Here is a 26,616-nt window from a genome sequence, read left to right as displayed (position 1 = left end):
ACGACGGGGTGCGCTCCGCCCGCGCCATCGCCGACGGAACAGGCCGCGAGGCCTCGATGTCGCATCCAGCCTAGCAGGCTTACGTCGAAAAGCTACCTAAGTAAGGTGAAAAGCTGCTTCAGCGCTCCCGGATCCAGTCCGCGATCGCGTCGATCGTGCGCAGCGCGCCCGCGTCGCCCGGATGGTCGATGTGCCCATGGGCGGCGCCCGTCTCGAGATGCACGTCGATCTCGCCGCCGGCCTGGCGGACGAGCCGCGCGAAGGCCTCGCCGGAGGGCCGCAGCGCGTCCTCCTCGCACACGACGACGAGGATGGGCGGGTAGCCGGCGCCGCTGCCGAGCCCCGGGAAGGCATGCGGGTCGGCGAGCGCCTCGGCCGACCCGGCGAAGTTCAGCGAGAGCTGCCCGCCTGGCGACGCGGGGTCGACGGTCCCTCCCGGCGCCGCGCCATCCGGATGCAGGGCCGGGTAGACGGGGACGAGACCCTCCGGCATCGCGCCGGCCGCGCCATCCCGCAGGCGCGCGACGACCCCCGTGACGAGGTTGCCGCCCGCGCTCGCGCCCCCGATGACGAGCCGCTCGGCCGGCAGCCCGAGGAGCTGCGGTGCCGCATCCCATGCGGCGAGCACGTCGTCGGACGGCACGGGGAAGTGCGCCTGGCCGAGGCACTTCGTGTAGTCGACGGCGAGCACGGGGATGCCGCGCGCGGCGATCTCGCGCGCGACCCAGTTCGACTCCGGCATGTCGAGCGAGCCGCCGATGAACCCGCCACCGTGCACCCAGACGAGCGCCGTCCGCGCCGCGCGCCCCGGCTTGCGGTACCGGCGCACGGGCACGGAGCCGTGCGGGCCGTCGACCGCGGCGTCATCCGCCTCGACACCGCGCAGATGCGGGAAGCGCCGCTCGAGCGACGCGGTGTCGACGTCGTCGCGCGGGTCGGCCGGCTCCCCGTTCTCCGCGAGCCAGCGGATGGCCTCGGGGATGGGCAGCCGGCGGAAGTCCGGCAGCCCTGGCGCGTCGGGATCGGTCATGTCGATGGCCTTTCGGTCAGCTGCGCTCGCAGGCGCTCGTCGTGGCGGAGGTCGGCGATGTCGTCGGCGCCCTGCGCGGCGCGGCGGAGAGCCTCCCGCGCAGCGGATTCGCGGCGGGGCGGCAGCAGCAGCTCGCCTTCGGCCGTCGCGATGCGGATGGCCGTGCCGTCGGTCTGGACGACGGCCTCGAGGCGCACGGGCCCGAGGGTGCGGGCCGTGATGCGCGACGGGCCGGCCGTCTCAGTCGCGATGAGCGTCACGGGAGCTCCCGTCGCCCCGTCGAATGCGGCCATGAGCGATGTCGCCGTCGCCTCGACCGCCGATGCCGTGAGCGGGCCGGCGAGGAGCCGGCACCATCCGACGGCGTCCCGCAGCCAGGGCGCGGGGTCGGAGACCGGGAGCGCGGCCTCGACGACGACCGCGACCGCCTCGCGCGCTGCGCGCTCGGCCGCCTCCGGAAGGGGCCGCACGCGCGCACGCTCGACGACGGCGTGCAGGCCGGCGAGCTGCGCCGCGTCGACGCCTGCCGGCTCGGGGAGGACGACGGTCTCCTCGCCGTCGCGCACGAGCACGACCCGCTCGGCGCGCGTTCCGGATGCCGTGGTCGACGCCGTCGCGCTCCCGGCGATCGTGAGCGGGAGCTCAGCCGCCGCGACGCGGAAGCGGTCGGCCGCGTCGCCCGCCGTCGGCAGGGCGATGCGCCAGGACGCACCGGGGGACGGATCGACGGACTCCCGCACCGCCTCGTCCGGCACCGCCTCGTCCCGCGCCACCTCGTCCGGTGCCACCTCGTCCCGCGCCACCTCGTCCCGCGCTGGCACCTCGCGCTCCGTGCGCGCAGGCGGCGTCCGGACGGCGCGGGCCGCGGCGTCCGCGAGCAGGACGCCGTGATGCGCGTCGGCGGCGATCTCGTCGTACTCGACGGGCTGCGTCCGGTCGAGCTGGGACGCGAGCGCCCGCCACAGCGCCGTGTGGCCGTCGACCGCATCGCGCTCATGGCGGACGACGCGCCCGTCCGCATGGGTCACCGTGACGGTCGCGGAGCCGTCGTGCACGAACGCGGGCGGGAAGTCGATGTCGATGCGGTCGTCCCCCGCGCCGATGCTCATGTGCCAGAGCGCCTCCGCGCCGCCGCCCGTCATCGCCGCGCCGATCTGCACGAGCGCGCCGCTCGCGACGAAGCCGAGCGCGCAGCCGACGGGCGGCAGAAGGCGCGCGAACGCCATCCGATCGAGCGCGGGCGCGAGATCGCGCAGCAGCGGGACGTCGTGCACGCACAGACCGCCGACGAGCCGACGCACGATGTCCGCCGCCACGCGAGGGTCGGCCGCATCCGGCGGAGTGCTCCGCGGGGCGCCGCCGCAGAGTGCGCGGAGAGGGGCCTCGGAGACGGCCGCGTGGTAGCGGTCGTTGGGCGGCAGCGAGATGTCGCGGATGGCGGCGCCGCGCGCCGTGAGGTGGTGCCTGACGTGCGCCCAGGCGGGGTCGTGGAGGTGGTGGGTCCCGACGACGAGCGCGACCCCGGCGGAACGGCAGGCGGCGACGACGGCGTCCACGTCGTCATGCGTCGTCGCGAGCGGCTTCTCGCAGAGGATCGCGCGCTTGCCCGCCGACACCGCGGCGAGCGCATGCGCGGCGTGGCGCTCGGGCGGCGATGCGATGACGACGACGTCCACACCCGGGTCGCCGAGCAGCTCGGCGGCGTCCGACGACGCCCGCGCCCCCGACCGCGCGGCGATCGCCTCGGCCCGGCCGCTGCCGCCGTCGGCGACGTGGACGAGCGCGAACCGGCGGCCCAGTCGCGCGAGCGTGGGCGCATGCAGGGCCCAGGCGCCCGGGCCCGCGCCGATGATCCCGACTCCCGTGGGCATCCGACCTCCTCGTCCGCGCCCGCGCGGTGCCGATGGCACCCCACTTATGCATAAAGTACACGTAAGTAGCGACGCCACGCACGATAGGGGCCGCGAAACCGCTCCCCGTGTGCCAGAATCCGAGGATGGCGAACGAGTCCACCCTCCGCTTCGGCGCCCAGACCGACGAGGTCACGAGCCTCCTGCGCATCGTGAACCTCGTGCGCACGGGTGAGGCGACGACGCGCCCCGAGATCGGGCGGCTCACGGGACTCGGCCGCGGGGTCGTCTCGCAGCGCGTCGACCGCGCCATCGACGCCGGCTTCCTCGAGGACGCCGAGCTGGGGCCGTCGTCGGGCGGCCGCGCTCCCCGCAACCTGCGCTTCCGCTCCGACCAGGCCCGCATCGTCGTGTGCGCCCTCGGCGCGCTGCACATCCGCGTCGGCATCACCGACCTCGACGGAGACGTCCTCGCGCACGAGCACAGGCCGTGGGACATCGTGCGCGGCCCGGAGGCGACCCTCGACGCGGCGATGGCACTCGTCGACACGCTGCTCGGACAGACGGGGGACACCCCGATCTGGGCCGTCGTCGTGGGCGTCCCCGGCCCCGTCGACTTCGCGACGGGGCGGCCCGTCGCGCCGCCGATCATGCCCGGCTGGAGCGGTCACGACGTGCGGGCCCGCTTCGAGGAGCACCTCGACGCCCCCGTCTGGGTCGACAACGACGTCAACCTGCTCGCCCTGAGCGAGCGCGCGCGCCGCCGCGACCATGATGCCGATCTCGTCTTCTGTAAGATCGGCTCGGGCATCGGCGCGGGCCTGCTCTCGCGGGGCCGGCTGCACCGCGGCGCGAACGGCGCGGCGGGCGACATCGGGCATGTGCGCGTCCTCGGCTCCGAGGAGGTCTGCCGCTGCGGCAAGGTCGGCTGCCTCGAGGCCGTGGCGAGCGGATGGGCGCTCGTGCGCGACGCCGAGCGCGCGATCGCCGCGGGCGACACGGGAGCGCTCGCGCACCTGCGCGCGGAGGGCGAAGCCCTCACGCCCGAGATGATCATGATCGCCGCCAGTCACGGCGACGCGCTCGCGATCTCGCTCGTGCAGCACTCGGCACGGATCATGGGCGAGTCGATCGCGACGCTCGTCAACATGTTCAACCCCGCGGTGATCGTCATCGGCGGAGCGATCGCATCGGCGGGCGAGGTGTACCTCGCCGAGGTGCGTCAGCGCGTCTACGAGCTGGCGATCCCTCTCGCCACGCGCGACCTGCAGGTCGTGACGTCGGCGAACGACATCACCGAGCCCATCCGCGGCGGAGCGCAGCTCGCGATCGAGCAGCTGTTCGACACGACGTTCCCCCGCTGGTTCGCCGACGGGCGGCCGACGGCGGCGGGGGTGCTTGCCGCGGCGTAACACTTCTTCCTCTTTAAGACATAACTGGGTATGTTCTGAGGAGAAGCTGCGCGACGGAGCGCGGTGCGAAGGAGCGCCCGATGACCCTTCCCGTGCTGGCCGACGACGCCCTGTCGACGGGCGACCAGAGCTTCGCCCTCCGGCTCTCGCTGCCGTGGATCCGGTCGCTGCCGCTCGCCTCGCTGCACGACGTGCGCGTCTCGATCGACGGCGCCGACGTCGCGGTGCGCGTGCGCCTCGACGGCCGCGACCTCTCGGCGGCGGACCTCGCGACGGCCCCCGGCTGGTGGTTCGTGCAGGACCGCGTCGCCCTCGCCGGCGACACCGCCCTGCCGGGCGGCGCCCACGACGTCGCGGTGTCGTTCCGACTGCTCATCCCCTACCTGCCCGCGGGCCCCGACGCGCCGCTCGTGCTGCCGTTCGCGGCGCGGCGGCGGCTCGTCGCGGGGCCGGATGGCGGTGCGCACGACGCGCGGGCCGTGCGCCTGTCCGCGACCCCGCGCCCGCCCGAGCCCGCGCGCGCGGCGCGACCCGCGCCATCCGCGTGGCGGCTCGCGGCGAGCGCGTTCAACTGGACGCCCGAGGTCATCCGGGCCGAGCGCGACGCGGCCGACATCGCGGTCGGCATCGCGGCGGGCGGCACGGCCGACGAGATCGAGGTCGAGCTCGGCCAGTCGCTGCGCTCGTTTCCCGCGCTCGCGGGCGACGAGGCGGCGCACCTCGGCTGGCGCATCGCGGATGGCGGCGGCCGGGTGAGCATCGTCGGCGCGAGCCTCGACGACTGGCTCTCGCCATCCCGCCGGCGCGGCGACGACGAGCGCCTCGCGTTCCTGCTCCCCCAGCTGCACGCCGCGCACGCGCTGGGTGCCGAGGGCGTGCGGCTGCCGATCGGGCAAGCCGGCGAGCCGCTCCTGCGGCGCCTGCTGCCGACGCTGCACGAGCTCGACCTCGTGCTCTACGAAGAGGTGCAGGGCCCTCAGACGCCCGCGCGGGAGGAGGCGGCGATCGACGCCGTCGCGCGCATCGACGATGCGCACGTGCGGCTGCTCGTCGACATCAGCATGCTCATGCCGGCGCTGCCCGTCACCTACCTCGAGCGGATGGCGGCGCTGCCCGCCGACCTGCACGCCCGCCTCGGCGGCGCATGGCGCGACCCCGCCACGCACGACGCCGTGCTCGCGGCGCTGCGCGCGGGCGACGTGCCGCGCGAGGTCCACACGATGTTCATGGACCTGCTCGTGCGCTTCGGCCGCTCCGAGGCGTCGGAGCTGCGGCCCGTCCTGCCGCTCGTGGGCGCGTTCCATCTCAAGTTCTGGGATCTCGAGGACGCCGACGGGCGCGTGAGCGGGCCGATCCGCGACCTCGGCGACCTGCTGCGCGGCACGGGTTTCGCCGGAACGCTCTGCAGCGAGTGGGGCGGCCACGAGTGGCTCGACGCCGACCCGACGGAGACGACGAGCGCGCACCTCGCGCTCGCGCGGGAGGCGCTGGGCTGACCGGTCGGTGAGCGGCAGCGCTCACCGACCGGATGCGCCGCTACTTCGTCGAGAACGCCGCGTCGAAGGCGGCCGCGGGCGGCGTGATGGCGTTGAGCTCCCGCACGAACGCAAGCGCCTCGGGTGCGCCGTGCAGCCGGTCCATGCCGGCGTCCTCCCACTCGACGCTCGTGGGGCCGTCGTAGCCGATCGCGTTGAGCGCGCGGAACAGCGGCTCCCACGGCACCTCGCCGTGGCCTGTCGAGACGAACGTCCATCCGCGGCGGGGGTTCGCCCACGGGAGGTGCGATCCGAGCACGCCGTTGCGGCCGTCGAGGTTCGTCACCGACTCCTTCACGTGCACGTGCAGGATATGGTCGGCGAAGTCGAGCACGAACGCCACCGGGTCGAGCTGCTGCCACATGAAGTGGGACGGGTCGAAGTTGATGCCGAAGCCGGGGCGGTGCCCGATCGCCTCGAGCGTCGCCTTCGCCGTCCAGTAGTCGTAGGCGATCTCCGACGGGTGCACCTCGAGCGCGAAACGCACGCCGACCTCCTCGAACACGTCGATGATGGGGTTCCAGCGGTCGGCGAAGTCGCGGTAGCCGGCCGCGATCATCTCGTCCGACGCGGGCGGGAACATCGCGACGTACTTCCAGATCGACGACCCCGTGAACCCGGTCACGGTCTTCGCCCCGAGCCGGGCGGCGAGCCGCGCGGTGTTCTTCAGCTCCTCTGCGGCGCGCTGCCGCACGCCCTCCGGGTCGCCGTCGCCCCAGACGGCGTCGGACAGGATGTCGCGGTGGCGCTGATCGATCGGATCGTCGCACACGGCCTGCCCCTTCAGGTGGTTGGAGATCGTCCAGACCTTCAGGCCGTGCCGCGCGAGCGTGTCGAGCCTGCCCTGCACGTAGTCGTCGTCATCCCAGCGCCAGGGGTCGAGGTGGTCGCCCCAGCAGGCGATCTCGAGGCCGTCGTAGCCCCACTCCCCGGCGAGGCGGCACACCTCCTCGAAAGGCAGGTCGGCCCACTGGCCGGTGAAGAGCGTGATCGGTCGCGTCATCGCGAGCACCTCCAGATTGTGGTTACCTCGAACATAACCGGGCGACCATCCGTCACGCCAGCACGACCTCGCGCGCGACGGGCACGCGGTTGGTCACGTAACGGCCGGGCCCGCCGTCGACGCCCGGCATGATCTGCATGTAGAGCAGGCGCATCGTCAGGACGACCTCGACCTCGACCCGCTCGCCGGGCGCGGGCGCCTCGTCGAGCGGGATGACGATGTCGGGCCGGTCGGCGACGAACCAGAGCGTGTCCCACTGCTCGGGCAGCTCGGCGATCGTGTACGAGCGCCCCAGCAGCTCGAACCGCAGGTCCTCCGTCGCGATCGCGACGCCGTTCACGGTCGCCTCGACGTCGGACACCGCCGAGAGCCAGAGGCTGCGGTACCAGGGCAGCTGCACCGAGACGGCGATGCCGTCGCCGCGGCGCACGACGTCGTTCTCGGCGAACAGCGAGTTGTGCGTGGCCATGTCGTCTCCTCCTACGCCGTCGCAGCCGCGACGGACTCCTCGATCGCGCGCGTCATGAGCGCGTGCTGCTGGGTCACGAGGTCGATCGGGTCTGCCTCGCCGAGGTCGCTGAACGCGTGCCCCTCCCACTCGCTCGAGAGGTAGCCCGTGTACCCGCCCTGCACGAACTGGCGCACGATGCGCGGGATGTCCATGGCCGGCTCCTCGCCATCCGCCCCGATGTCATAGAACTTCGCGTGCACGTGGAAGATCCGCGGCATGATGTCGAGCCACTCCTCGGCCGGCACGAGCCCGTGCATGTTGAACGCGAGGCGCGTGAACGGGCCGAACCGCAGGTGGTCGACGCCCTCGCCCGCGAGGTAGTCCTCGAACGCCTGGTTGCGCACGTGCATGGGCTCGGGGCGGTGCCAGATCTCGTCCATGACGGCGAAGTGCCGCTCGGCCATCCCCATCTGCCCGAGCGTGCGCAGCAGGGTCGGCGACAGCGAGTGCATGGTCGACGAGAAGTCGGCCGTGAACCCGAGCCGGTCGCTGCCGAGCTCGTCGTAGAGCTCTCGGATGGCCACGACCTTCGGGTCGTTCGGCCCCTGCGGCGCGTGGATCTCGTAGCCGAGGCGCTGGTCGTACTTCTCCGCGAGGGGCAGCAGGCTGCGCAGCAGCTCCCTGCCGGCCGAGCGGATGACGATGGTGCGGAACCCGAGGGTGTTCGCCGTCTTCAGCTGCCGGGCGAAGAAGTCGTGCTCCTCGTCCGGCGTCATGTCGCGGTCGGCCCTGCGCCCCATGTCGAGGTTGGTGCCGACGGCGCTCGCCTCGAGCCCGTGCTTCTCGAGGGAGTCGAACCACATCCGGGTGAAGTCGGCGTCGACGTCGGGGTACGTGCGCAGCAGCTGCGCGATGTTGAACTCCACGCCGGGGCCGATGCCGTGCTCCGCGACCGCGGCGATGAGGGTCTCGGGCGTGTAGAGCCCCGCCGCGAACTCGCTCGTGAGCGAGTACAGCGTCGTGCCGAGCCGGATGCCCGTGCCCGCGATCCCGCTCATGCCCGCGCCCCCGCCCCGAGGTGCGCGGCGAGCTGCCGCCGCGCCTCGCCGGCATCGGTCACCATGCGCGATCCGGCGGCCTCGGCCGCCGAGCGCTGCACGGCCTGCTCGGCCGCGATGATGTCGAACGGGCTCTGCCAGTGGTTCCAGTGCCATCCTTCGTACTCGCTCGAGATGGCGCCTGTGTAGCCCTGCTCGACGAGCAGGCGCACGAGGTCGCGCACGGGCACCGAGGGCTCTTCGCCCGACTCGTCGATGCCGAAGAACTTGCCGTGCACGTGGCGGATCCACGGCATGATCTCGAGCCAGTCGTCCACCGACGCCGGACCGAACAGGCCCGTGCCGTTGATGCCGAAGTCGATGCCGAACTGCGGCTGCCCGTGCTGCCCCGCCAGCGCGATGAACCGGCCGAAGCGCTGCCCGTGCTCGGCCTGGTCGGCGGGCGGTCCCTGGCGGTGGAACTCCTGCCACAGGTCGACTAGCGCGGCCAGCAGCTCCTCCGAGGCACCGCGACGGCGGTACGCCTCGACGAGCGACGGCGCGAAGCCGACGGTCGTGGCACCCCAGTCTGCCGTGAAGCCGAGCAGCGGCGAGCCGATCTGCTCATAGCGGTCGCGCAGCGCGAGGATGCGCGGGTGGCTTGCGTACTGGTCGGCGTGCACCTCGAGCGCGAGCGTGACGCCGTAGCGCTCCGCGACGGGCACGAGGGCCTCCATCGAGTCGGGCGTGAGCGAGATCTGCACGCGCGCGATGGGGAAGCCCAGCGTCGCCGCCGCCTCGATCTGCCGGCGCATGTACTCGATCAGCTCGTCCTGGGTGAGGAGGCGGTCGCGGTGGATGCCGATGTCGGCATTGATGGCGAGCGACGTCTGCACGAGCCCCGTCTCTGCGACGAGGTCGCGGAACCACCCGGCGAACCGGTCGTCGACGTCGGGGAAGCCGCGGAAGCTCGAGAAGCCGATGATCTCGAGCCCCGGCCCGAAGCCATCCGCCGCCGTCTTTCGGATGAGCGACTCGAGATCGTGCTCGCGGCCGTGGAACGCGCGCGTGAAGCTGTAGAGGGTGACGCCCTGGATGGGCGCGCCGAGAGAGGTCATGCTGCCGCCGCCTTCATGGTCTTGGCGTCGCGCTCCTCGATGTGGAGGGTCTCGTCGTCGCCGATGATGATGTACGGGATGTACAGGGTGAGGCCGACCTCGACCGTGTGGTCGGCGCCGTCGGCCGGCACCGCCACGTCGCCCGAGAGCACGGCCGAGTCGAGCGGGAACCACCAGCTGTCGGTGTCGTCGACCATCTCGGCGAAGGTGCGCTCCTCGCCGTTCAGGGTCCACCGCAGCGAGTCGGCCGGCGCCTCGACGCCGTCGACCGTGAGCGAGGCGCCGGCGATGCACGAGGCGGGCAGCGCGCGGTACCACGGGATGCGCACCTCGACGGCGGCGCGGGCGCCGTCGGTCGTGAGGGTGCCGGGTTCGATGATGCGGTCGGGGATCACGATTCCTCCTGTGTGTCCGGGGAGATCCTGCTGATGATGCGGCGAGCGCCGCGGATGGCCAGTGCGACCGACGTCAGCGTCGGGTTGCAGGCCGTGGACGTCGGGATGACACCGTTGCCGGCGACGAAGACGCCGGGGGCGCCCCACACCTCGCAGAACGGGTCGCACACGCTCGTGCCGTCGTCCACCGCCCCCATGCGCACCGTGCCCTGGTAGTGGAGCGACGAGCCGAGCGGCATGACGAACGGCCGGTCGTCGAGCGGCTCGCCGACCACGGCGCCGAGGCGCACGATCTCGTCCTTGGCCCGCTCGATCACCGCGTGGTCGGCGGCCGTGAGCGTGTAGTGGATGCGCATGGCCGGCATGCCGTAGCCGTCGACCTCGACGTCGTCGAACGCGACCCGGTCGGAGGCCTGCAGGTCCTTCGCGCAGAACAGCCCGAGCCCGACGATGGAGCCGGGGACGACCGGGTCGTCGTCGGCGAGGGGGACGGGCGAGGCGTCCAGCTGCATGATCTGCCCGTGGAACGGGAACCCGTCGGTGAACGGCACCCAGCTGACGCCGCTCGTCTCGTTGAGCGCTCCCGCCGCGTCATCCCGCACGGGCGCCTCGACGCCGCGCAGCCGCGACGCGAACACGACCTGCGCCTGGTCGTTGAGGTAGCGTCCGAGCGCCGCGGGGCGGATGCCCGACGCCCACAGCACCTGCGGGGTGCGCAGGGCGTCGGCCGCGACGACGACGTGCGGGGCGGCGATCTCGTGCACCGTGCCGTCGCGCAGGTCGCGCACCTCGACGCCGGAAGCGCGGCCATCCGTCTGCCGGACGCGCGTCACGAGCGTCTCGTCGAAGAGCGCGAACCGCGGGTTCGCGCGCGTGACGTCGCCGAGCACGATGTCGGAGCCCGACCACACGAGGCGGCCATCGTCGCGGCGGTGCACCGCGAGCGGCATGCGCTGCACGCGGCGCCCGGCCGGCCTGCCGTCGTCGACGACCGGCGCGAGGCGCTCGCGCACGATCGGGGCGAACGGCGCCGCGTCGAACGCGTCGACCGTCACGCCGAGGATCCGGTCGGCGTCGTCGAGCAGCTCGTCGAGCTCCCCGTCGACGTCGAGGAACGCGATGCGCTCGCTGTCGCCGGGCCGAGGGCACGCGGCCGTCCAGTGCGCGCCCATCCCTCCGACGTTGCTCGAGAACGCCGCGACGGGCAGGCCGTCCTCCCCCGCCTGCGCGTAGCCGTCGGGGAGGAGGTAGGTCCCGGGGCGCGCGCGGCGGTCGCCGGCCTTGACCGCACCGGGCCCGTTGACGGTGGGCGCGCCGTCGCCCGGACCCTGCGAGCGACGCTGCGCGGCAGCGCGCTCGTCGGCGTCGACGATGTTCTTCACATGCGCACCGGGCGGGTTCGACACGGTCGGCCCGACCTCGAGCATGGCGATCGTCGCGCCGGGCGCCTGCTCCGAGAGGATGCGCGCGTAGGCGGCACCCGTCGGTCCCGAGCCGACGATGACGACATCGACCTCCGCGGGGTACCTGCTCATCGCGCACCCCGTTCGCACCCTCGCCCAGCGGATATCCGTTGGACGAGAGGCCATCCGATAACGCGAGATCCGGTGTGCTCTCGGCAAGCGGATATCCGTTGGACGAGGGAGGAGGGGGAGATGCTCATGCGCGGGCCGCCCAGTCGACGATGCGCCGCACCGACGCGGCGGACTCCGTCCTCGGGTAGTACTCGAGGCCGATCGGGCCGGCGTAGCCCGCGGCTCGGAGGATGCCGAGGCGCTCGGGCCAGTCGAGCTCTCCCGTTCCCGGCTCACCGCGGCCGGGGGCGTCGGCGAGCTGCACGTAGTGCACGAGGTCGCCTGCGTTCGCGAGCTCGGCCGCCATGTCCTCGCCCTCGACGGCGGAGTGGTAGATGTCGTACAGCACGCCGAACGCGGGCGAGTCGACGTCGCGCGCGACGTGCACGGCCTCGGCCGTGCGATCGAGCAGCGCCCCCGGGTGGTCGACGCGCACGTTGACGGGCTCGAGCACGAGCCCCACGCCCGAGCCGTCGATCTGCGCGACGGCCTTCCGATAGATCTCGACGAGCTTGTCGAGCTGGACCTGCCGCTTCCAGCCGCCGAAGCCCGTGCCGCTGCCGACGACGATGCGCGGGCAGCCGAGCTCGTTCGCGATGCCGACGCCCTCGTCGAGCTTGCGGAAGAACTCCGAGTGATCCCACGGCGGGATCATGAACTGCGTGCGCGGCTCGGCGAGCTGCGCCGTCAGCTGCGTGCCCGTCTCCTCCAGCGCCGCCTTGAGCGCCGGGAGGTCCTTGGGTCGGGCCGGGGCGTCGACGCCCGTCGGGCCCCACATCTCCACGGCGTCGAAGCCGGCCGCTGCGGCGGCGCGCACACGCGCGGCGTAGTCTCCCGCCTCGGTGAACAGCAGTTCGATATTGGGTGAGAGCCGGTACATCGGCGCTCCTCTCGTCAGAACATCGGATGGTCGTGGACGGCATGCACGGGAACGGGCTGCAGCACGTCCCAGTGCTCGACGATCCGGCCGTCCTCGAATCGGTAGATGTCCGCGACGGCGGCGTCCGGAGCGCCGGGTCGGGAGGCCTTCACATGCACCATCGCGAGGTCGCCGTCGACGATGATCCGCTGGATCTCGAAGCGGGCACCGGGCGAGCCGTCGAACTTCGGGGTGAGGGCGGCGACCGCCGCCGCCGGCCCGTCGGCGATCGTCGGGTTGTGCTGGCGGTAGTCGTCGGAGACGAGGAACGCGAAGGCCTCGGCGACCCGCTTGCGCGTGTAGAACAGCTCGCAGAATCGGGCGAACGCGGGGCGGTTGCCGGTCATCGCGTCTCCTCCCCCACGACCCGGTATCGGAACGACCGGAACGCGATCTCGCCGCTCCCGGCGGAGAACAGCGCGGGTCGCAGGCTCTTGAGGTCCATGACGGTGGCCGAGTGCGCGCCCTCGGTGTCGTACCGCACGCCGTACCGGGTCCACTCGTCGCCCGGCCGGCGGAACCAGCCCGTGACGATGTGGGCATCGTTCCGCAACCGCAGCTGGATGGCGTCGCCCGGCTCGGCGGGCTCGCGGTGGTGCGTGCGGATGCCGCCCGCGTACCCGGCGAGCGCCTCGCCGTCCCACCCCAGCCCGAAGAACAGACGGTTGTTGAACCACAGCAGCAGGCCGCCCTGCGCCCCTCCCGTCACCTCGAGCTCGACCTCGACCTCGTAGGCGCGGTCCATCGACCAGGTCGTGAGCGGCGACGCATCGGCGGGACCGTCGCCCTTGCCTGCCAGGACGAGCGCGCCGCCGTCGAAGCGCGCACGGTCGCGCTCGTCGCGTGCGGGGTCGTCGAAGACCCAGCGCTCGCCCCATGCCGGCGCGACGAAGTCGTCGGATGGCGCAGGCACCGCCGTCGGCGCGCCCGCTCCGGCGGGCTTCGCGAGCGGCGCGCCCAGGTCGCGGGCGGGCGCGACGGGCCATCCGTCCGCCGTCCACTCGATCGGCTCGAGCAGCGTCTGCCGGCCCAGGGTGCGGAAGCGGTTCGCGTAGCCGTGCGAGACCATCCACCACCGGCCGTCGTGCCCCTCGAGGATCGTCGCATGGCCGCGCGACCACCAGGCTTCGCCGGCCGACCGCGTGCGCGCGACGGGGTTGTCGGGAGCGTTCTGCCACGGGCCGTCGACCGACCGCGACCGCGCGACGATGACCATGTGCCCTGTCGCCGGGCCGCCCGTGCCGCCGACGGCGCTGACGAGGTAGATCCATCCGTCGCGGCGGAAGAGGGTCGGGCCCTCGAGCGCGTACGCCTCGGTGACCCACTCGTCGGGGTAGCGCCATCCGTCGTAGGCCTGCTCGAGCGGCGTCACGGCCGTCAGCCCGTCGGCCGAGAGCCGGCAGCGGCGGATGCCGTTGACGAAGAGGTGGCGCTCGCCGTCGTCGCCGACGACGTGCCCCGGATCGATGGCTCCGGAGATCCCCGTGAAGACGGGCTCGCTCCATGGCCCGGCCGGATGGTCGGCGGTCGCGACCCAGATCTGCGGCACATCGATGCGGTCGTCGCCCCACGCGCTCGGGATGAACGGGATGTAGAGGAAGTACCGGCCGTCGTGCTCGACGAGGTCGGGGGCGAACACCGTGCTGAGCGGATGCTCGAGCGCGTTCGTCGCGAAGGTCCAGTTCACGAGGTCGGGCGAGCGCCAGATCTGCAGCCCCGGCGCCGCGTCGAACGACGAGGAGGTGAGGAAGTACTCGTCGCCGACACGCAGCACGGAGGGATCCGGACGGTCTCCGGGCAGGACGGGGTTCGCGAACGTCCCGTCGCCGAGGTCGGCGGGCGTCCGCGGGGAGAGCGCGGTCATCCCTTCAGACCGCCCGCGAAGCCCTGGATGAACTTCTTCTGCGCGATGAGGTAGAAGGTGAGGATCGGGATCATCGAGACGAGCACGATCGCGAAGATCTTGTTCCACTGGGAGACGAGCGACCCGATGAAGTAGTACATCGCCACCGGCAGGGTCTGCGCATCCGAGCCGCCCAGGAAGATGAGCGCCGTCATGAAGTCGTTCCAGACGATGAGCCCCGTCAGGATGGCGACGGTGCCCGTCGCGGGCGCCATGAGCGGCAGCACGATGCGGAAGAAGATCTGCGTCTTCGTCGCGCCGTCGATCGCCGCGGCCTCCTCGTACTCCGTGCCGAGACCGCGGAAGAACCCCGCGTAGAGGAAGATCGCGAGCGGCAGCATCATGCCCGTGTAGAGGATGATCATGCCCCAGAGCGTCCCCGTCAGGCCGATCGCGCGCGCTCCGATGTAGAGCGGCACGGTGCCGAGCTGCGCGGGCAGGACGATCGCGATGAGGAAGAGGTAGTAGGCGCCCTTCGTCCACCGCTGCGTCGAGCGCATGATGACGTAGCCGGTGAGCGAGCCGAGGAGGACGAGGCCGAGGATGGCGCCGAGCGTGAGGATGACGGAGTTCACGAGCCCGAGCACGATGTTGCTCTGCCCCTGTGCCGTGAAGAGGTCGGCGAAGTTGCCGAGCTGCGGCGTCGCGGGCAGCGCGAGCGGCGACGACTGGAAGACCTCATCGTCGGTCTTGAGCGCGGTCGACACCAGGAAGAAGAACGGCAGCAGGAAGACGAGGGCGAGCACCCAGATGAGCACCTCGCGCACAGCGGTGAGCTTCGTGTAGCGGAACATGTCAGTCCTCCTTCTCCTGCGTCACGCGCTGCTGGATGATCGCGAAGACGAGGATGATCGCCGTGAGCACGAGCGCGAGCGCGGCGCCGTAGCCGAACTGGCCGAGCGAGAACGCCTGCTTGTAGACCTCGGTCGCGAGGGTCTCGGTGGCGCCGGCGGGCCCGCCGCCCGTGAGCGCCATGATCTGGTCGAAGATCCGCAGCCCGTTCACGAGGCCGAGGGTCGTCGCGATCGCGACGGCGGGGCGGATGGCCGGGAGCGTGACGTGCCGGAACCGCTGCCACAGCGTGGTGCCGTCGATCGTCGCCGCCTCCTCGATCTCGACGGGCACGCCGGCGAGCCCGGCCGCGTAGATGACCATCGAGAAGCCCGTCTGCTGCCAGACGATGACGATGAGGATGGTCCAGATCGCGAACGTCGGGTCGCCCACCCACGCGCGGGCGAGGTCGCCGAGGCCGACCGCCGTGAGCACCGCGTTGAGCGGGCCGTTGTAGTCGAAGATGAACTTCCACACGTAGGCCACGGCGAGCGGGCTGAGGACGACCGGCATGAAGAAGAGCGTGCGGAGGATGTAGCGCGTCTTGAGGAGCCGGTTGAGGGCGACGGCGAGACCGAGGCCGATGACGTTGGTGAGGATGACCGACCCGAACGCGAGGAAGAGGGTGTTCCCCAGCGCGAGCATCTTCGACGGGTCCGCGAAGATGCGGGTGAAGTTGTCGATGCCGATGAACTCGAACGCGCCGATGCCCGTCCAGTCGGTGAAGGCGAAGAAGCCTCCCGCGATCGTCGCGGCGTAGTGGATGCCGAGCACGAGGACGATCCCCGGCAGGGCCCACCACCAGTGGCCGAACGTCAGCAGCCCCTTCCGGCGCGGGCGCGCCTGGGCCCGGAAGCCGTTCCTCCGTCCGCCGCGTCGGGGGACGACGACGGCCTCCGTGGCCGACTCGCCTCGAGTCTGCGGCTGCATCATCGCAGTCATCTCGTCTCCTGTGCCTCGGTCTCGCCCGTGGGTCACTCGCCCCAGGCGCTGTCGAGGTCGGCCAGCACCTGGTCGACGCTCTTCTGACCGGTGAACAGCCCCTGCACTCCTGCGCCGAGCGCGTCGTACACGGCCGAGTTCGCCCAGTCCGAGTTCGGCAGCGGTACGAAGTCGCCGTTCGCGAGCATGTCGGCGAGCGGCTCGAACGCCGTGCCGGTGAAGTCCATGTCGGCGTAGCCCGTGATCGGGAGCGTGCCGGACTCCTCGGCGATCCTCTCCGCCTGCTCTGGCTCGGCCATCCAGTCGAGGAAGGCGTGCGCGGCCTCCTTGTTCTCCGACGAGGCCGCGATCGAGTAGGAGTAGGTCGAGCTCGCGAAGCCGAAGACGCCATCGGCCGCGTCCACCGGCGGGAAGGTCTCGGCGAGGAAGGTCGCCGCGCCGTCGGCGGCCTGCGTGAGGTCGCGCGTCGTCCCGCTGGGGCCGAACATCGCCGTCGAGGTGCCCTGCACGAGGCCGTTCGTGATGGCGTCGAACCCGGCGCCCTCGACACCGCCCTGGAAGCAGCCGGCGTCGTTCATGTCGACGACGGCCTGCAGGGTGTCTGCCCACCCCTCGGAGTCGGCGAAGGTGACGTCGCCGTCCGCGCGCTGTGTGTTCCAGTCGGGTGTGTCGGCGTACACGCGCGTGGCGGCGATGGCCTGCGCCATCATGCCGGCGTTCGCGCCGACCGCGCCCGCGACCACGAAGAACGATCCGCCCGTCGCGGCGACCGTCTCGCAGGCGGCGAGCACGCCCTGCCAGTCGGAGGGGTACTCCGTGATGCCCGCCGCCTCGGCGGCGGTCTGGTTGAACACGACGCCGGCCGCGGCGATGTTGAGGGGCTGGCCATAGACGGTGCCGTCCACCTCGAACTGATGCTCGGAGCCCTCGGGGATGAGGCCGGCTGCCGTGTCGCCGAGGGGCTCGACCAGCCCGGCCTCGCCCAGCGGGAGGATGCTGATCGCCTGGCCGTTCCCCGGCGCGGAGAGGAACACGTCGGGAGCGTTGCCGCCCTGCAGCTGCGTGCGGATGTTCGTGTTGTAGCTCTCCCCCGGCATCCGGTTGATCGTGATCTCGACGTCCGGGTGCTCGTCCATGTACTGGGTGGCGAGGATCTCGTACGCGGTCTCCTCCTCGTTCGAGACGGGGAAACCGAGGGAGAAGCTCGAGGAGCCGTCGGCGTCGTCGGTCGTGCCAGAGCAGCCGGCGAGGACGATCGCGCCGATGGCGACGGCCCCTGTGAAGGCGCCCCTCCGGATGAGGCGGCGGTGCTGTGTCATGATCTGTGCCCTTCTGACGTCGTCGTCACGCGGTGCAGGAGCTCCGCCCAGGTGCGGGGCTGACCCCAGCATGACGGACCTAGGTAGAAAACACACATAAGTAATTTCGATAACCGACATAAGGGGCGAGGGCAGCCCGGGAGCCGCCCTCGCCCCTCGGCCGGGGAGCGTCACTCGCCCCAGGCGGCGTCCATGTCGGCGAGCACGTCGTCGATCGACTTCTGCCCCGTCAGCAGGCCCTGCACGCCCGTCGCGAGCTTGTCGTAGACCTCGCCCTTCCAGAAGGCGTTGGGGAGCCCGGCGTACTGGCCGGACTGCAGCAGCTCCGCCACCGGCTCGTACATGGTCCCGGCGAGGTCGAGGCCCTCGATGCCGGCGACGGGCAGCTCGCCCGAGAGCTCCGAGTACCGCTCGGACTGCGCGGGCTCCGCGAGCCACTCGAGGAAGTCCGCCGCCGCATCCTTGTGCTCGGACGCCGCGTTGATCGAGATCGTGTAGTTCGAGCTCGCGATCAGGTACGGCTCGCCGCCGTCCGCCGCCGGGAACGGCTCGATCGCCCAGTCGACGTCGGGCGCAGCCGCGCCGATCTCGACCGCCGAGCCCGAGGGGATGAAGGCGCCGAGCGACGTCCCCTGGCCGAGCCCGTTGGTGATGGCGTCGAAGCCGGCGCCCTCCGCGCCGCCCTGGAAGCAGCCGGCCTCGTCCATGTCGACGATCGTCTGCAGGGTGTCGTGCCAGCCCTGCGTGTCGGAGAAGGTCACCTCGCCCGCCGCGCGCTTGGCGTTCCACTCCGGGTCATCCGCGTACACGCGCGTCGCCGAGATGGCCTGCGCCGCCATCCCCGTGTTGGGCGCGGCCGCACCGGCGAGCACAACGAGGGATGCGCCCGCATCTGCAGCCGTCGCGCAGGCCGCGAGCAGATCGTCGGTCGTCGTCGGGAACTCGTCGATGCCGACGCCCGCCGCGGCTGTCGTGTTGACCACGAGCGTCGACAGGGTGAAGTCGAGCGCCTGGCCGTAGACCTCGCCGTCGATCGCGAACAGCGCGTCGGCCCCTTCGGGCACGAGGGATGCCGCGGTGTCTCCGAGCGGCTCGAGGAAGCCGGCCTCGGCGAGGGGGATGACGCCGCGCGGGGCGCCGGAGCCCGGGGTGGTCTGGATGACGTCGGAGGCGTTGCCCGCCTGCAGCTGCGTGCGCACGGTCTCGTCGTAGGAGTCGTTGGGCACCGCGTTCGCCGTGATGGTGACGCCCTCGTGCGCCGCCATGTACTCCTCTGCGAGCGTCTGATAGGGGCTCTCGAGGCTGTTCGACGTCGCGAAGGTGAAGCTGAACTCGACCGGCTCGTCTCCTCCCTCCCCGTCTGCCTCGGCGGCGCCCGCGCAGGCGGACAGGGCCAGCAGGCCCACGGCGGGGATGGCGAGGGCGGCGAGGGGCCGCAGGGTGCGCTGTGTCATGGTGTTGCCTTTCTGACGTCATCGTCGGAACTGCGCGGGTACGGGAGCGCGGGTGCTCCCGTGGAGAAGCATGCCCTCGTTCCGCCGGAAAGACACATAAGGGTTCCGGATGCCGCGCATCAGCGCCATGGAAGTGCGCGGCACCCGCACCGCTGTCAGGCGGGCTGCACCGCCCGGCGCATGCTCGCGCGGATGAGGTCGTGCTGGCGGCGCACGAGCGCGAGCGGGTCGACCTCGCCGAGCTCGGCGAAGGCGTGGCCCTCCCACTCGCTCGACCAGTAGCCGCGGTACCCGCCCTCGACGAAGACGCGCACGAGCTCGGGGTAGTCGATCGCGGGCTCCTGACCCGTGTCGTCGATGTCGTAGAACTTGGCGTGCACGTGCAGGATCTGCGGCATGATGTCGGCCCACTCGCGCGGGTCGACGTGGCCGTGCATGTTGAAGGCGAGGTGCGCGAACGCCCCCAGCCGGCCCGGGTCGAAGCCCCTGCCTCGCAGGTACGCGATGAACTCCTCCTGGCGTGCGCGCATCGGCTCGTCCGTCGCCCAGATCTCCTGCAGGCGTGCGACCGCCTCGTCGTCGAGACCCGCCCGGCTGACGGCCCTCAGCAGCGTCGGCGACATCGCGTGCATCGTCGCCGAGAAGTCGGCGACGAAGCCGAGCAGCGGCGAGTCGAGCTCGGCGTACAGCTCGCGGATGCGCAGCACCTCGGGCGCGTTCGGCCCCGAGGGCGCGTGGATCTCGTACGCGAGCTTGAGATCGAGCTGCTCGGCGACGGGCAGCAGCCGTCGCAGCAGGTCGGGCTTGGCCGACTGGATGCGCACGAGCGGGAACCCGAGCCGCTTCGCGCCCTGGAAGAGCAGCTCGCTCACCTCGAACTCCTCGTCGGGCGTCATGTCGCGATCGCGCCTGCGCCCCATGTCGAGGTTCGCTCCGAACGAGCTCGCGGCGAAGCCGTGCCGGTCGAAGGCGGCTCGCCAGGTGCGCTCGAAGTCGCCGGAGACGCGCGGATAGGTCGGGAGCATCTGCGAGGCGACGATCTCGATGCCGGGGCCGATGCCCAGCTCCGCGACGCGGTCGAGCAGGCCGTCGAAGTCGTACCAGCCGGCGCGGAACTCGGCGCTCGCGGAGTAGAGCGTGAGTCCGAGCCGGAACGGATCGCGCTCGTCGTCGACGGGGGCGGGCGGCACGGCCGTCTCGAGCCCGACGGGTGCCGCGTCGTGGTCGGTCGCTGTGAGGCGGAGCTCCTGGTGCACGACGTTCGGGACGTAGACGCCGGGCCCGCCGTCGGCCCCGGGCGCGATCTGCATGTACGGCAGCCGCAGTTCGCCGTGGATCACGACGTCGGCCGTCTCGCCGAGGGCGATGGGCTCGTCGCGCCGGACGACGAGCACCGGATGGCTCTGCAGATACCAGAGCACGTCGCTCTGCGCGGGGAGGTCGCCGACGGCGTACCGCACGCCGTCGAGCTCGAACGCGAGGTCCGCCTCCTCGACGGGCTCGTCGTCGATCCGGACGGCGAGCGATGTCACCGACGAGAGCCACAGGCTGCGGTACCACGGGATGGTCAGCTGCAGCGCCGCGCCCTCGGGATGGACGCGCAGGCTCGATGCGTCGAGCAGGCCGTTCGGCATGGTGACTCCTTCGTCGGGGGGATTTATGTTGAGACTAGACCTACTTTCGCCTGTTTTCAACATAAGCTCGCGTGTCACAGTTCCTGTGATACTCTCGGCGCGTGAGGAACATCACGGTGACCGTCTCCGACGAGGCGTACCGCCGCGCGCGCCTGCATGCGGCGCAGGCGGGAACCTCTGTGAGCCGCATGGTGGCCGACTTCCTCTGGTCGGTGGGCGACGACGATCTCGCAATCGCGGAGGCGGCCACGGCGCGCGAGGCGCTCGCGCAGCGGATCACCGGCTTCCGCGCATCCGACCGCCTGCCCCGCGACGACATCCACGATCGTGCCGCGATTCGTTGACACGAACGTCCTGCTCTATGCGCTCTCCGACGACCCCGGAGAGAAGGCGAAGCGCGACGCCGCGCTGTCGCTCCTGCGCGCGCCCGACCTCGCCCTCTCCACTCAGGTGCTCGCCGAGTTCCATGTGCAGGCGACCCGGCCGTCGCGCCCCCACCCCGTCGCCCACGCCGACGCGGTCGCGTTCGCCGAGACGCTCCTGGTGTTCACGATCCAGCCCGTCACGACGGACGTCGTGCGCGCGGCCTTCGCCATCCAGAGCCGCTTCGACCTGTCGTTCTGGGATGCGCAGATCGTCGCCGCTGCGCGCACGGCCGGATGCCGCGAGCTGCTCACCGAGGATCTGAACACGGGGCAGGACTACGACGGCGTGATCGCCGTCGACCCGTTCGCAGTGCGCTGAGCCTCCCTCTCGCGGCGTTGTCCTCGACGCCCCCGACGCAGAGAACGCCGCCCCGGGCTCCCGGGACGGCGTTCTCCGCATGCAGGGCCTACTGGTTGCTGAAGGCGGCATCGAACGACGCCGCAGGCAGCTTCCACAGCAGCGAGCGGATGTAGGCCACCGCCTCCGCGGCGCCGTGGAGGCGGTCCATGCCGGCATCCTCCCACTCGATCGAGATGGGGCCGTCGTAGCCGATCGCGGCGAGGGCGCGGAAGGCGTCCTCCCACGGGATGTCGCCGTGCCCGGTGGAGACGAAGTCCCAGCCGCGGCGCGGGTCGCCCCAGGCGAGGTGCGAGCCGAGCACGCCCTGGCGGCCCGACGCCTTGCGGATGCGCGTGTCCTTGCAGTCGACGTGGTAGATGCGGTCGGCGAAGTCGCCGATGAACGACACCGTGTCGACGCCCTGCCACGCCATGTGGGAGGGGTCCCAGTTGAAGCCGAACGCCGCGCGGCGGTCGATCGCCTCGAGGGTGCGCACGCTCGTCCAGTAGTCGTAGGCGATCTCCGACGGGTGGACCTCGTGCGCGAACCGCACGCCTTCGGCGTCGAACACGTCGAGGATGGGGTTCCAGCGGTTCGCGAAATCCTCGTAGCCGGCATCGATGACGTCGGCCGGCACGGGCGGGAACATCGCCACGTACGGCCAGATCTTCGAGCCCGTGAACCCGACGACCGTGTCGACGCCGAGCTTGCGCGCGACGCGCGCCGCGCGCTTCATGTCCTCGGCCGCCCGCTGGCGGACGCCCTCGCCGTCGCCGTCGCCCCACACGTAGTCGCGCAGAATGGCCTGGTGCCGGAAGTCGATGGGGTCGTCGCACACGGCCTGGCCGGCGAGATGGTTCGAGATCGCCCACACCTTGAGCCCGTACTTGTCGAGGATGTCGAGCCGCGACTGCACGTAGGCGTCGTCCTCGTCCGCGCGCCGCAGGTCGAGGTGGTCGCCCGACGCGGCGATCTCGAGGCCGTCGTAGCCCCACTCCGCCGCGCGCTGGGCGAGCTCCTCGAACGGCATGTCGGCCCACTGGCCGGTGAAGAGGGTGACGGGATGCCGTGCCTCGGTCATGGTTCCTCCTGGTCTGTTCATTCGTCGAAGGGCGTCTCGACCCACGCGCCCGTGCGCGCGGACTCGACGACCGCCTCGGTCAGCTGCGCCGCGCGGAGACCGTCGCGGAACGTGGCGAGCCCCTCGGGCTCGGCGCCCGCCGTCGCCGCGTAGGCGTCGGCGACGAACGCGTTGAAGGCATCCTGGTACCCCATCGGATGGCCGGACGGCACACGGCACAGTCGCGCGGCGTCGGGCGAGAGGATGCCCTCCTCGCGCGGCAGCAGCAGCACGCCGTCGCGGCGCCCGATCCAGAGGTCCTCCGGCCGCTCCTGCTCGAAACGGTATGCGGCGTCGCCCGTGTGCACCTCGAGCGTGAGCCCGTTCTTGCGTCCCGCCGCCATCTGGCTCACGAGCGCCGTGCCGGGCGCCCCGCCGGAGAGCTGGAACAGCACGGCGGCGATGTCCTCGTTCGCGACGGGATGGCCGGCGCGCTCGGCGAACACGGTGCGCGTGAGGGCGCTCAGCTTCACGACCCGCTCGCCCGTGACGAACTCGACGAGGTCGAACAGGTGCGAGCCGATGTCGGCGAAGGCCCGCGAGGCGCCGCCCGCGGCGCCCGCGCGCCAGTTGCCGTCCTCCTCGCCCAGCAGCCAGTCCTGCAGGTAGGCGGCGTCGAGCGACAGCACGGCCTCCCCGCCCGCCGCGACGCGCGCCCGCGCCTCGCGCACCATGGGGTGGTACCGGTAGACGAACGGCACGGCGCCGACGAGACCCGAGCCGGCCTGGGCGTCGACGAGCCGGCGCGCATCCGCCGACGTCGTCGCGATGGGCTTCTCGCACACCACGTGCTTGCCTGCCGCGAGCGCCGACAGGGTCTGCTCGGCATGCTGCGCGTTGGGCGTGACGACGTGGACGACGTCGACGTCGTGCTCGGCGAGCAGCGCGTCGTAGCCCGCGAACGCGTTCTCGATGTCGAGGTCGGCCGCGGCCGACGACGCGCGCTCGGCCGACGACGAGCTCACGCCGACGAGGCGGGCGCCGGCGGCGCGCGCGGCACGGCTGTGCACGCGCGCCATGAATCCTCCGCCGACGAAGCCGGCGCCGATGTCAGAGCTCATAGGGCGTCCAGTCCGCGGGGATGGGCGCCGGCCGCTCGATGCGGCTCTCGACCGCGACCGTCTCGCCGGTCGCGATCGACCGGTCGATCGCGATCATCGTCTCCAGCACGTGCAGGCCGATGTCGCCCGACGCACGGTGCGGGCGGTTCTCGCGGATGCCGCGCACGAGGTCGACGACGCCGAGGCCGCGTCCTCCGACGATGCCGTCGACGGGGAGGTCCTCCCACTCCTGCTCGCGCGGGTCGCCCGCGCCGCCCCGGAGGATGCGCAGCGGGCCCTCGAACATGTTCGGGTCGGGGATGACGAGCGTTCCCTCCGTCCCCGTGATCTCGACGACGCCCATCCGGGTGAGCCACGACTCCCAGCTGAAGATGCTCGAGCTCGTGCCGCCCTCCACGAACTCGAGGTTCGCGTTCACGAGCGTGGGCACGAGCACCGGGAACTCCTGCCCGGCGCGGTCGCCTGCGACGACGGTGCGCGTCTTCGTGCTCGACAGGCCGAAGGCGGAGGCCTTCGCGACCGATCCGAACACGTTGACGAGCGTCGTCAGGTAGTACGGCCCCATGTCGAAGACGGGGCCGGCGCCCGGCGCGAAGAAGAAGTCGGGGTTCGGGTGCCACTTGTCGGGGCCGATGCTCATCATCTGCGTCGATGCGCCGATGGGCTGGCCGATGTCGCCGCGCGCGATGGCGCGCAGCGCGCTCTGCACACCCTGGCCGAGAACGGTGTCGGGGGCGATGCCGACGCGCAGGCCCTTCTCCGCCGCGCGGCGCACGAGCTCCCGGCCGGAGGCGAGATCGACGGCGATGGGCTTCTCGCTCCACACGTGCTTCCCGGCGTCGATCGCGGCGAGCGACACCTCGGCGTGCACGGCGGGGATCGTGAGGTTGACGATCAGCTCCACGTCGGGGTGCGCGAGGACCTGGTCGGGGGTGCCGGAGAACGGCACGCCGTGCTTCTCGGCCTGCGCCGCCGCACGGGCCGTGTCGATGTCGCCGACCGCCACCACGACGACGTCGGGGAACTGCCCGAGGTGCTCGAGGTAGGTGTCGCTGATCATGCCGGCGCCGATGAATCCGACGCCGACGGGCTGCTGTCCGCTCACGGGACGCTCGCTTTCTCTCTGGTTCCGGGTGGACGTCAGGCGCCGAGGAGGGCTCGCGTGCCCGCGAGCCCCTGGGCGATGCCGTCGAAGATGTCGCCGCGGTACTCGTCGAACTCGACGACGAGCAGCTCGGCCTGGGGGGCGGCGGCGAGGACCGGCTGCCACTCGATCGCGCCCTGGCCCGCGGGGAGCTGGTCCTCGCGGTCCTTGCTGAGGGCGCCGTCGACGAGGGGTGCGTCCTTGATGTGGAGCTGCCGGACACGCGAGCCGAGCGACGCGAGCAGGGCCGGCACGTCCGCGCCGCCCACGGCGGCCCAGTAGGCGTCGACCTCGAGGCCGACCTCGGCCGGCAGGGCGCCCGCCAGCACCTCGAGGGCGGTCTCGCCGTCGAAGACGTTCTCGACCTCCCAGAAGTGGTTGTGGTAGCCGAACGAGAGTCCGTACGCCTTCGCCTTCTCGGCGTGCGCGGCGAGCTCGTCGGCGATGCGCAGCACCTCGTCGCGGTCGGCCCAGCGCTCGGGGGCGATGAACGGGTCGATGAGGGTCGTCACGCCGAGGGCCTGCGCGGCCTCGAAGAACGCCTCCGGCTCGCCGCTGGAGAGCACGGCGTGCGCGGTCGGGGCGGTGAGCCCGTTGGCGGCGAGACCCTTCTCGAGCTCGGCGCGCCACTCGACGATGTTGAAGAGCTCGATCTGCTCGAAGCCGATCCCGGCGGCGCGCGCGAGGGCGGCGCCGGCGTCCGCGGTCACCGCCTCCCGGATCGTGTAGAGCTGGAGCGCGATGGAGGGGGAGGCGGACATGGTTCTCTCTTCTCTGAGTCTGCGGGTCCTGATGACCGCGCTCTCACGGCCATCCCTGCGATGCTATCCGCACTTCTGTCGGTGGACAAGCAAAAGTATGGGTAACGCCGGCCGAAATCCTCTACGCTGGCACCCGACGAGGAGGACGGATGCCCGATGCCACAGGACCGCTGACCGCAGGCGGGCTGTTCCAGCGCTTCAGAGACGGCGCGCCGCGCACGCGCGGCGAGGTCGTCGCCGACACGGGCCTCGGCCGCGCCGCCGCGTCGGCGCGGCTCGACGCGCTCGTCGGCGCCGGGCTGCTCGTCCCCGCGGGGGCGGCGACGTCGACGGGCGGGCGCCCCGCCCAGGTGCTGCGCTTCGACCCTCAGGCGGGGGTCGTGCTCGCGATCGACTTCGGCGCGCACCACGCCACGATCGGGCTCGCCGATCTCTCGGGATCCCCTGTCGCCACCGTGTCGCGCGAGCTCGACATCACGGCCGGCCCTGCGGCGAGCCTCGACATCGCCCTCGGCCACGCGGGCGAGCTGCTCGCCGACGCCGGAGCCGAGCTGTTCGGCATCGGCGTGGGCATCCCTGGCCCCGTCGAGCATTCGTCGGGGCGCCCGGTGAACCCGCCGATCATGCCCGGATGGGACGGGTTCGACATCCCCGCCGCCGTGCGCGCGCGGATCGACGGCGAGGTGCACGTCGACAACGACGTCAACATCCTCGCCATCGGCGAGCACGCGCTGCGCGGGGGCGAGGTCGACGACCTCGTCTACGTCAAGGTCGCCACGGGCATCGGAGCCGGCATCATCTCCGGCGGACGCATCCAGCGCGGCGCCCTCGGGTCGGCCGGCGATCTCGGCCACATCCACGTGCGTCTGCCCGACTCGCCGCTCGTCGCCGACTCCGACGGCGATCTCGAGGCGGTCGCGAGCGGCACCGCCGTGGCCGCGGCGCTCCGGGCCCGCGGCGTCGACGCCGCCTCCAACGCGGATGTCGTCCGGCTTGTGCAGACGGGCCATCCCGAGGCCGTCGCCCTCACGCGCGAGGCGGGCCGCATTCTCGGCGAGGCGCTGTCGATCGTCGTGAACCTCGTGAACCCGTCGCTCATCGTCATCGGCGGGAGCCTCGGTCGCGTCGCCGACCACCTCATCGCAGGAGCGCGCGAGGTCGTCTACCGCCGGTCCATCCCTCTCGCGACGCAGCACCTGCGCATCGAGCCCTCGCGCGGCGGCGTCACATCGGGTGTGCGGGGAGCGGCGACCATGACGCTGCAGTACGCCCTGTCGCCCTCCGCGATCGACAAGCGGCTCGCACGCGCCTGAACGGGGGCCCGCACGCGCCCTGGACGGCAGGCCCGCCCCCTCCGG

Annotated in this window: 25 protein-coding genes; 5 read left to right on the top strand and 20 right to left on the bottom strand. The window is 72.1% G+C overall.

Annotated features, from left to right (window positions below; all coding sequences use genetic code 11):
* Window positions 1-118: 118 nt before the first annotated feature.
* The gene (locus ABD998_RS15360) at window positions 119-1,030 is read right to left on the bottom strand and encodes an alpha/beta hydrolase (RefSeq protein ID WP_345441047.1); all 912 of its coding nucleotides are present in this window, start codon (window positions 1,028-1,030) and stop codon (window positions 119-121) included.
* A complete protein-coding gene (locus ABD998_RS15355) occupies window positions 1,027-2,901 on the bottom strand; it encodes a Gfo/Idh/MocA family protein (protein ID WP_345441043.1) in 1,875 nt (624 codons plus the stop codon). The genes ABD998_RS15360 and ABD998_RS15355 overlap by 4 nt, the downstream gene beginning before the upstream one ends.
* 125 nt (window positions 2,902-3,026) lie before the next feature.
* Here ABD998_RS15355 and ABD998_RS15350 point away from each other — a divergent pair, with 125 nt between their 5' ends.
* Together ABD998_RS15350 and ABD998_RS15345 are read left to right on the top strand one after the other, a co-directional pair.
* The gene (locus tag ABD998_RS15350; protein WP_345441041.1) at window positions 3,027-4,292 is read left to right on the top strand and encodes an ROK family protein; all 1,266 of its coding nucleotides are present in this window, start codon (window positions 3,027-3,029) and stop codon (window positions 4,290-4,292) included.
* Window positions 4,293-4,372: 80 nt separating this feature from the next.
* The gene (locus tag ABD998_RS15345; protein ID WP_345441039.1) at window positions 4,373-5,788 is read left to right on the top strand and encodes a hypothetical protein; all 1,416 of its coding nucleotides are present in this window, start codon (window positions 4,373-4,375) and stop codon (window positions 5,786-5,788) included.
* 40 nt (window positions 5,789-5,828) lie between these two features.
* Here the strand turns inward: ABD998_RS15345 and ABD998_RS15340 are convergent, their stop codons facing one another.
* The 14 genes from ABD998_RS15340 to ABD998_RS15275 all read right to left on the bottom strand — a co-directional run bounded on the left by ABD998_RS15340 (window position 5,829) and on the right by ABD998_RS15275 (window position 20,407).
* The gene (locus ABD998_RS15340; protein ID WP_345441037.1) at window positions 5,829-6,830 is read right to left on the bottom strand and encodes a sugar phosphate isomerase/epimerase family protein; all 1,002 of its coding nucleotides are present in this window, start codon (window positions 6,828-6,830) and stop codon (window positions 5,829-5,831) included.
* 52 nt (window positions 6,831-6,882) lie between these two features.
* Window positions 6,883-7,299 (bottom strand): C-glycoside deglycosidase beta subunit domain-containing protein, encoded by a 417-nt coding sequence (locus ABD998_RS15335; protein WP_345441034.1) that lies wholly within the window; start codon window positions 7,297-7,299, stop codon window positions 6,883-6,885.
* Window positions 7,300-7,310: 11 nt separating this feature from the next.
* A complete protein-coding gene (locus ABD998_RS15330; protein ID WP_345441031.1) occupies window positions 7,311-8,339 on the bottom strand; it encodes a sugar phosphate isomerase/epimerase family protein in 1,029 nt (342 codons plus the stop codon).
* Entirely contained in the window at window positions 8,336-9,436 is a 1,101-nt protein-coding gene (locus ABD998_RS15325; RefSeq protein WP_345441028.1) for a sugar phosphate isomerase/epimerase family protein, read from the bottom strand. Before ABD998_RS15325 ends, ABD998_RS15330 begins: the two co-directional genes overlap by 4 nt.
* Entirely contained in the window at window positions 9,433-9,831 is a 399-nt protein-coding gene (locus ABD998_RS15320) for a C-glycoside deglycosidase beta subunit domain-containing protein (RefSeq protein WP_345441025.1), read from the bottom strand. Before ABD998_RS15320 ends, ABD998_RS15325 begins: the two co-directional genes overlap by 4 nt.
* On the bottom strand, window positions 9,828-11,366 hold the full coding sequence (locus ABD998_RS15315) for a GMC oxidoreductase (protein ID WP_345441022.1): 1,539 nt from the start codon (window positions 11,364-11,366) through the stop codon (window positions 9,828-9,830). The genes ABD998_RS15320 and ABD998_RS15315 overlap by 4 nt, the downstream gene beginning before the upstream one ends.
* Window positions 11,367-11,490: 124 nt before the next feature.
* Window positions 11,491-12,285: a TIM barrel protein gene (locus ABD998_RS15310; protein WP_345441019.1), complete on the bottom strand. Its 795-nt coding sequence runs from the start codon at window positions 12,283-12,285 to the stop codon at window positions 11,491-11,493.
* Window positions 12,286-12,299: 14 nt separating this feature from the next.
* Window positions 12,300-12,671, bottom strand: a complete 372-nt coding sequence (locus tag ABD998_RS15305; protein ID WP_345441016.1) for a nuclear transport factor 2 family protein — start codon at window positions 12,669-12,671, stop codon at window positions 12,300-12,302.
* On the bottom strand, window positions 12,668-14,188 hold the full coding sequence (locus ABD998_RS15300) for a family 43 glycosylhydrolase (protein ID WP_345441014.1): 1,521 nt from the start codon (window positions 14,186-14,188) through the stop codon (window positions 12,668-12,670). The genes ABD998_RS15305 and ABD998_RS15300 overlap by 4 nt, the downstream gene beginning before the upstream one ends.
* A complete protein-coding gene (locus tag ABD998_RS15295) occupies window positions 14,185-15,021 on the bottom strand; it encodes a carbohydrate ABC transporter permease (RefSeq protein ID WP_345441012.1) in 837 nt (278 codons plus the stop codon). The genes ABD998_RS15300 and ABD998_RS15295 overlap by 4 nt, the downstream gene beginning before the upstream one ends.
* A 1-nt stretch (window position 15,022) precedes the next feature.
* Window positions 15,023-16,000 (bottom strand): carbohydrate ABC transporter permease, encoded by a 978-nt coding sequence (locus ABD998_RS15290; protein ID WP_345441009.1) that lies wholly within the window; start codon window positions 15,998-16,000, stop codon window positions 15,023-15,025.
* Window positions 16,001-16,032: 32 nt separating this feature from the next.
* On the bottom strand, window positions 16,033-17,319 hold the full coding sequence (locus tag ABD998_RS15285) for an ABC transporter substrate-binding protein (RefSeq protein ID WP_345441005.1): 1,287 nt from the start codon (window positions 17,317-17,319) through the stop codon (window positions 16,033-16,035).
* A gap of 170 nt (window positions 17,320-17,489) precedes the next feature.
* Entirely contained in the window at window positions 17,490-18,773 is a 1,284-nt protein-coding gene (locus ABD998_RS15280; RefSeq protein ID WP_345441002.1) for an ABC transporter substrate-binding protein, read from the bottom strand.
* Window positions 18,774-18,928: 155 nt separating this feature from the next.
* The gene (locus tag ABD998_RS15275; protein ID WP_345440999.1) at window positions 18,929-20,407 is read right to left on the bottom strand and encodes a C-glycoside deglycosidase beta subunit domain-containing protein; all 1,479 of its coding nucleotides are present in this window, start codon (window positions 20,405-20,407) and stop codon (window positions 18,929-18,931) included.
* A gap of 101 nt (window positions 20,408-20,508) precedes the next feature.
* On the opposite strand from ABD998_RS15275, the gene ABD998_RS15270 reads away from it, so the two are divergent.
* A complete protein-coding gene (locus tag ABD998_RS15270) occupies window positions 20,509-20,751 on the top strand; it encodes a hypothetical protein (RefSeq protein WP_345440996.1) in 243 nt (80 codons plus the stop codon).
* Window positions 20,735-21,151: a PIN domain-containing protein gene (locus ABD998_RS15265; RefSeq protein WP_345440993.1), complete on the top strand. Its 417-nt coding sequence runs from the start codon at window positions 20,735-20,737 to the stop codon at window positions 21,149-21,151. Before ABD998_RS15270 ends, ABD998_RS15265 begins: the two co-directional genes overlap by 17 nt.
* Window positions 21,152-21,239: 88 nt before the next feature.
* On the opposite strand, the gene ABD998_RS15260 is transcribed toward ABD998_RS15265, so the two are convergent.
* The 4 genes from ABD998_RS15260 to ABD998_RS15245 are packed head-to-tail and all read right to left on the bottom strand — an operon-like array spanning window position 21,240 to window position 25,258.
* On the bottom strand, window positions 21,240-22,253 hold the full coding sequence (locus ABD998_RS15260; RefSeq protein WP_345440990.1) for a sugar phosphate isomerase/epimerase family protein: 1,014 nt from the start codon (window positions 22,251-22,253) through the stop codon (window positions 21,240-21,242).
* Window positions 22,254-22,270: 17 nt separating this feature from the next.
* The gene (locus ABD998_RS15255; RefSeq protein ID WP_345440988.1) at window positions 22,271-23,353 is read right to left on the bottom strand and encodes a Gfo/Idh/MocA family protein; all 1,083 of its coding nucleotides are present in this window, start codon (window positions 23,351-23,353) and stop codon (window positions 22,271-22,273) included.
* Window positions 23,343-24,458 (bottom strand): Gfo/Idh/MocA family protein, encoded by a 1,116-nt coding sequence (locus ABD998_RS15250; RefSeq protein ID WP_345440986.1) that lies wholly within the window; start codon window positions 24,456-24,458, stop codon window positions 23,343-23,345. The genes ABD998_RS15255 and ABD998_RS15250 overlap by 11 nt, the downstream gene beginning before the upstream one ends.
* Window positions 24,459-24,493: 35 nt before the next feature.
* On the bottom strand, window positions 24,494-25,258 hold the full coding sequence (locus ABD998_RS15245; protein WP_345440984.1) for a sugar phosphate isomerase/epimerase family protein: 765 nt from the start codon (window positions 25,256-25,258) through the stop codon (window positions 24,494-24,496).
* Between the two features lie 149 nt (window positions 25,259-25,407).
* Here ABD998_RS15245 and ABD998_RS15240 point away from each other — a divergent pair, with 149 nt between their 5' ends.
* On the top strand, window positions 25,408-26,571 hold the full coding sequence (locus ABD998_RS15240) for an ROK family protein (RefSeq protein ID WP_345440982.1): 1,164 nt from the start codon (window positions 25,408-25,410) through the stop codon (window positions 26,569-26,571).
* Window positions 26,572-26,616: the final 45 nt, after the last annotated feature.

The sequence above is a fragment of the Microbacterium gilvum genome, from assembly GCF_039543865.1.
In the GTDB taxonomy this organism is placed as follows: domain Bacteria; phylum Actinomycetota; class Actinomycetes; order Actinomycetales; family Microbacteriaceae; genus Microbacterium; species Microbacterium gilvum.
Note: the sequence above shows the minus strand (reverse complement) of the source record. Positions and strands in the feature narration are given on the sequence as shown.

Bases quoted from the DNA above. Each gene is read 5' to 3' on its own strand.
- ABD998_RS15285 (WP_345441005.1), bottom strand. From the start codon at position 17,319: ATGACACAGCACCGCCGCCTCATCCGGAGGGGCGCCTTCACAGGGGCC.
- ABD998_RS15350 (WP_345441041.1), top strand. From the start codon at position 3,027: ATGGCGAACGAGTCCACCCTCCGCTTCGGCGCCCAGACCGACGAGGTC.
- ABD998_RS15240 (WP_345440982.1), top strand. From the start codon at position 25,408: ATGCCCGATGCCACAGGACCGCTGACCGCAGGCGGGCTGTTCCAGCGC.
- ABD998_RS15330 (WP_345441031.1), bottom strand. From the start codon at position 8,339: ATGAGCGGGATCGCGGGCACGGGCATCCGGCTCGGCACGACGCTGTAC.
- ABD998_RS15310 (WP_345441019.1), bottom strand. From the start codon at position 12,285: ATGTACCGGCTCTCACCCAATATCGAACTGCTGTTCACCGAGGCGGGA.
- ABD998_RS15340 (WP_345441037.1), bottom strand. From the start codon at position 6,830: ATGACGCGACCGATCACGCTCTTCACCGGCCAGTGGGCCGACCTGCCT.
- ABD998_RS15245 (WP_345440984.1), bottom strand. From the start codon at position 25,258: ATGTCCGCCTCCCCCTCCATCGCGCTCCAGCTCTACACGATCCGGGAG.
- ABD998_RS15315 (WP_345441022.1), bottom strand. From the start codon at position 11,366: ATGAGCAGGTACCCCGCGGAGGTCGATGTCGTCATCGTCGGCTCGGGA.
- ABD998_RS15325 (WP_345441028.1), bottom strand. From the start codon at position 9,436: ATGACCTCTCTCGGCGCGCCCATCCAGGGCGTCACCCTCTACAGCTTC.
- ABD998_RS15295 (WP_345441012.1), bottom strand. From the start codon at position 15,021: ATGTTCCGCTACACGAAGCTCACCGCTGTGCGCGAGGTGCTCATCTGG.
- ABD998_RS15305 (WP_345441016.1), bottom strand. From the start codon at position 12,671: ATGACCGGCAACCGCCCCGCGTTCGCCCGATTCTGCGAGCTGTTCTAC.
- ABD998_RS15290 (WP_345441009.1), bottom strand. From the start codon at position 16,000: ATGACTGCGATGATGCAGCCGCAGACTCGAGGCGAGTCGGCCACGGAG.
- ABD998_RS15345 (WP_345441039.1), top strand. From the start codon at position 4,373: ATGACCCTTCCCGTGCTGGCCGACGACGCCCTGTCGACGGGCGACCAG.
- ABD998_RS15275 (WP_345440999.1), bottom strand. From the start codon at position 20,407: ATGCCGAACGGCCTGCTCGACGCATCGAGCCTGCGCGTCCATCCCGAG.
- ABD998_RS15355 (WP_345441043.1), bottom strand. From the start codon at position 2,901: ATGCCCACGGGAGTCGGGATCATCGGCGCGGGCCCGGGCGCCTGGGCC.
- ABD998_RS15335 (WP_345441034.1), bottom strand. From the start codon at position 7,299: ATGGCCACGCACAACTCGCTGTTCGCCGAGAACGACGTCGTGCGCCGC.
- ABD998_RS15360 (WP_345441047.1), bottom strand. From the start codon at position 1,030: ATGACCGATCCCGACGCGCCAGGGCTGCCGGACTTCCGCCGGCTGCCC.
- ABD998_RS15300 (WP_345441014.1), bottom strand. From the start codon at position 14,188: ATGACCGCGCTCTCCCCGCGGACGCCCGCCGACCTCGGCGACGGGACG.
- ABD998_RS15260 (WP_345440990.1), bottom strand. From the start codon at position 22,253: ATGACCGAGGCACGGCATCCCGTCACCCTCTTCACCGGCCAGTGGGCC.
- ABD998_RS15280 (WP_345441002.1), bottom strand. From the start codon at position 18,773: ATGACACAGCGCACCCTGCGGCCCCTCGCCGCCCTCGCCATCCCCGCC.
- ABD998_RS15255 (WP_345440988.1), bottom strand. From the start codon at position 23,353: ATGAGCTCTGACATCGGCGCCGGCTTCGTCGGCGGAGGATTCATGGCG.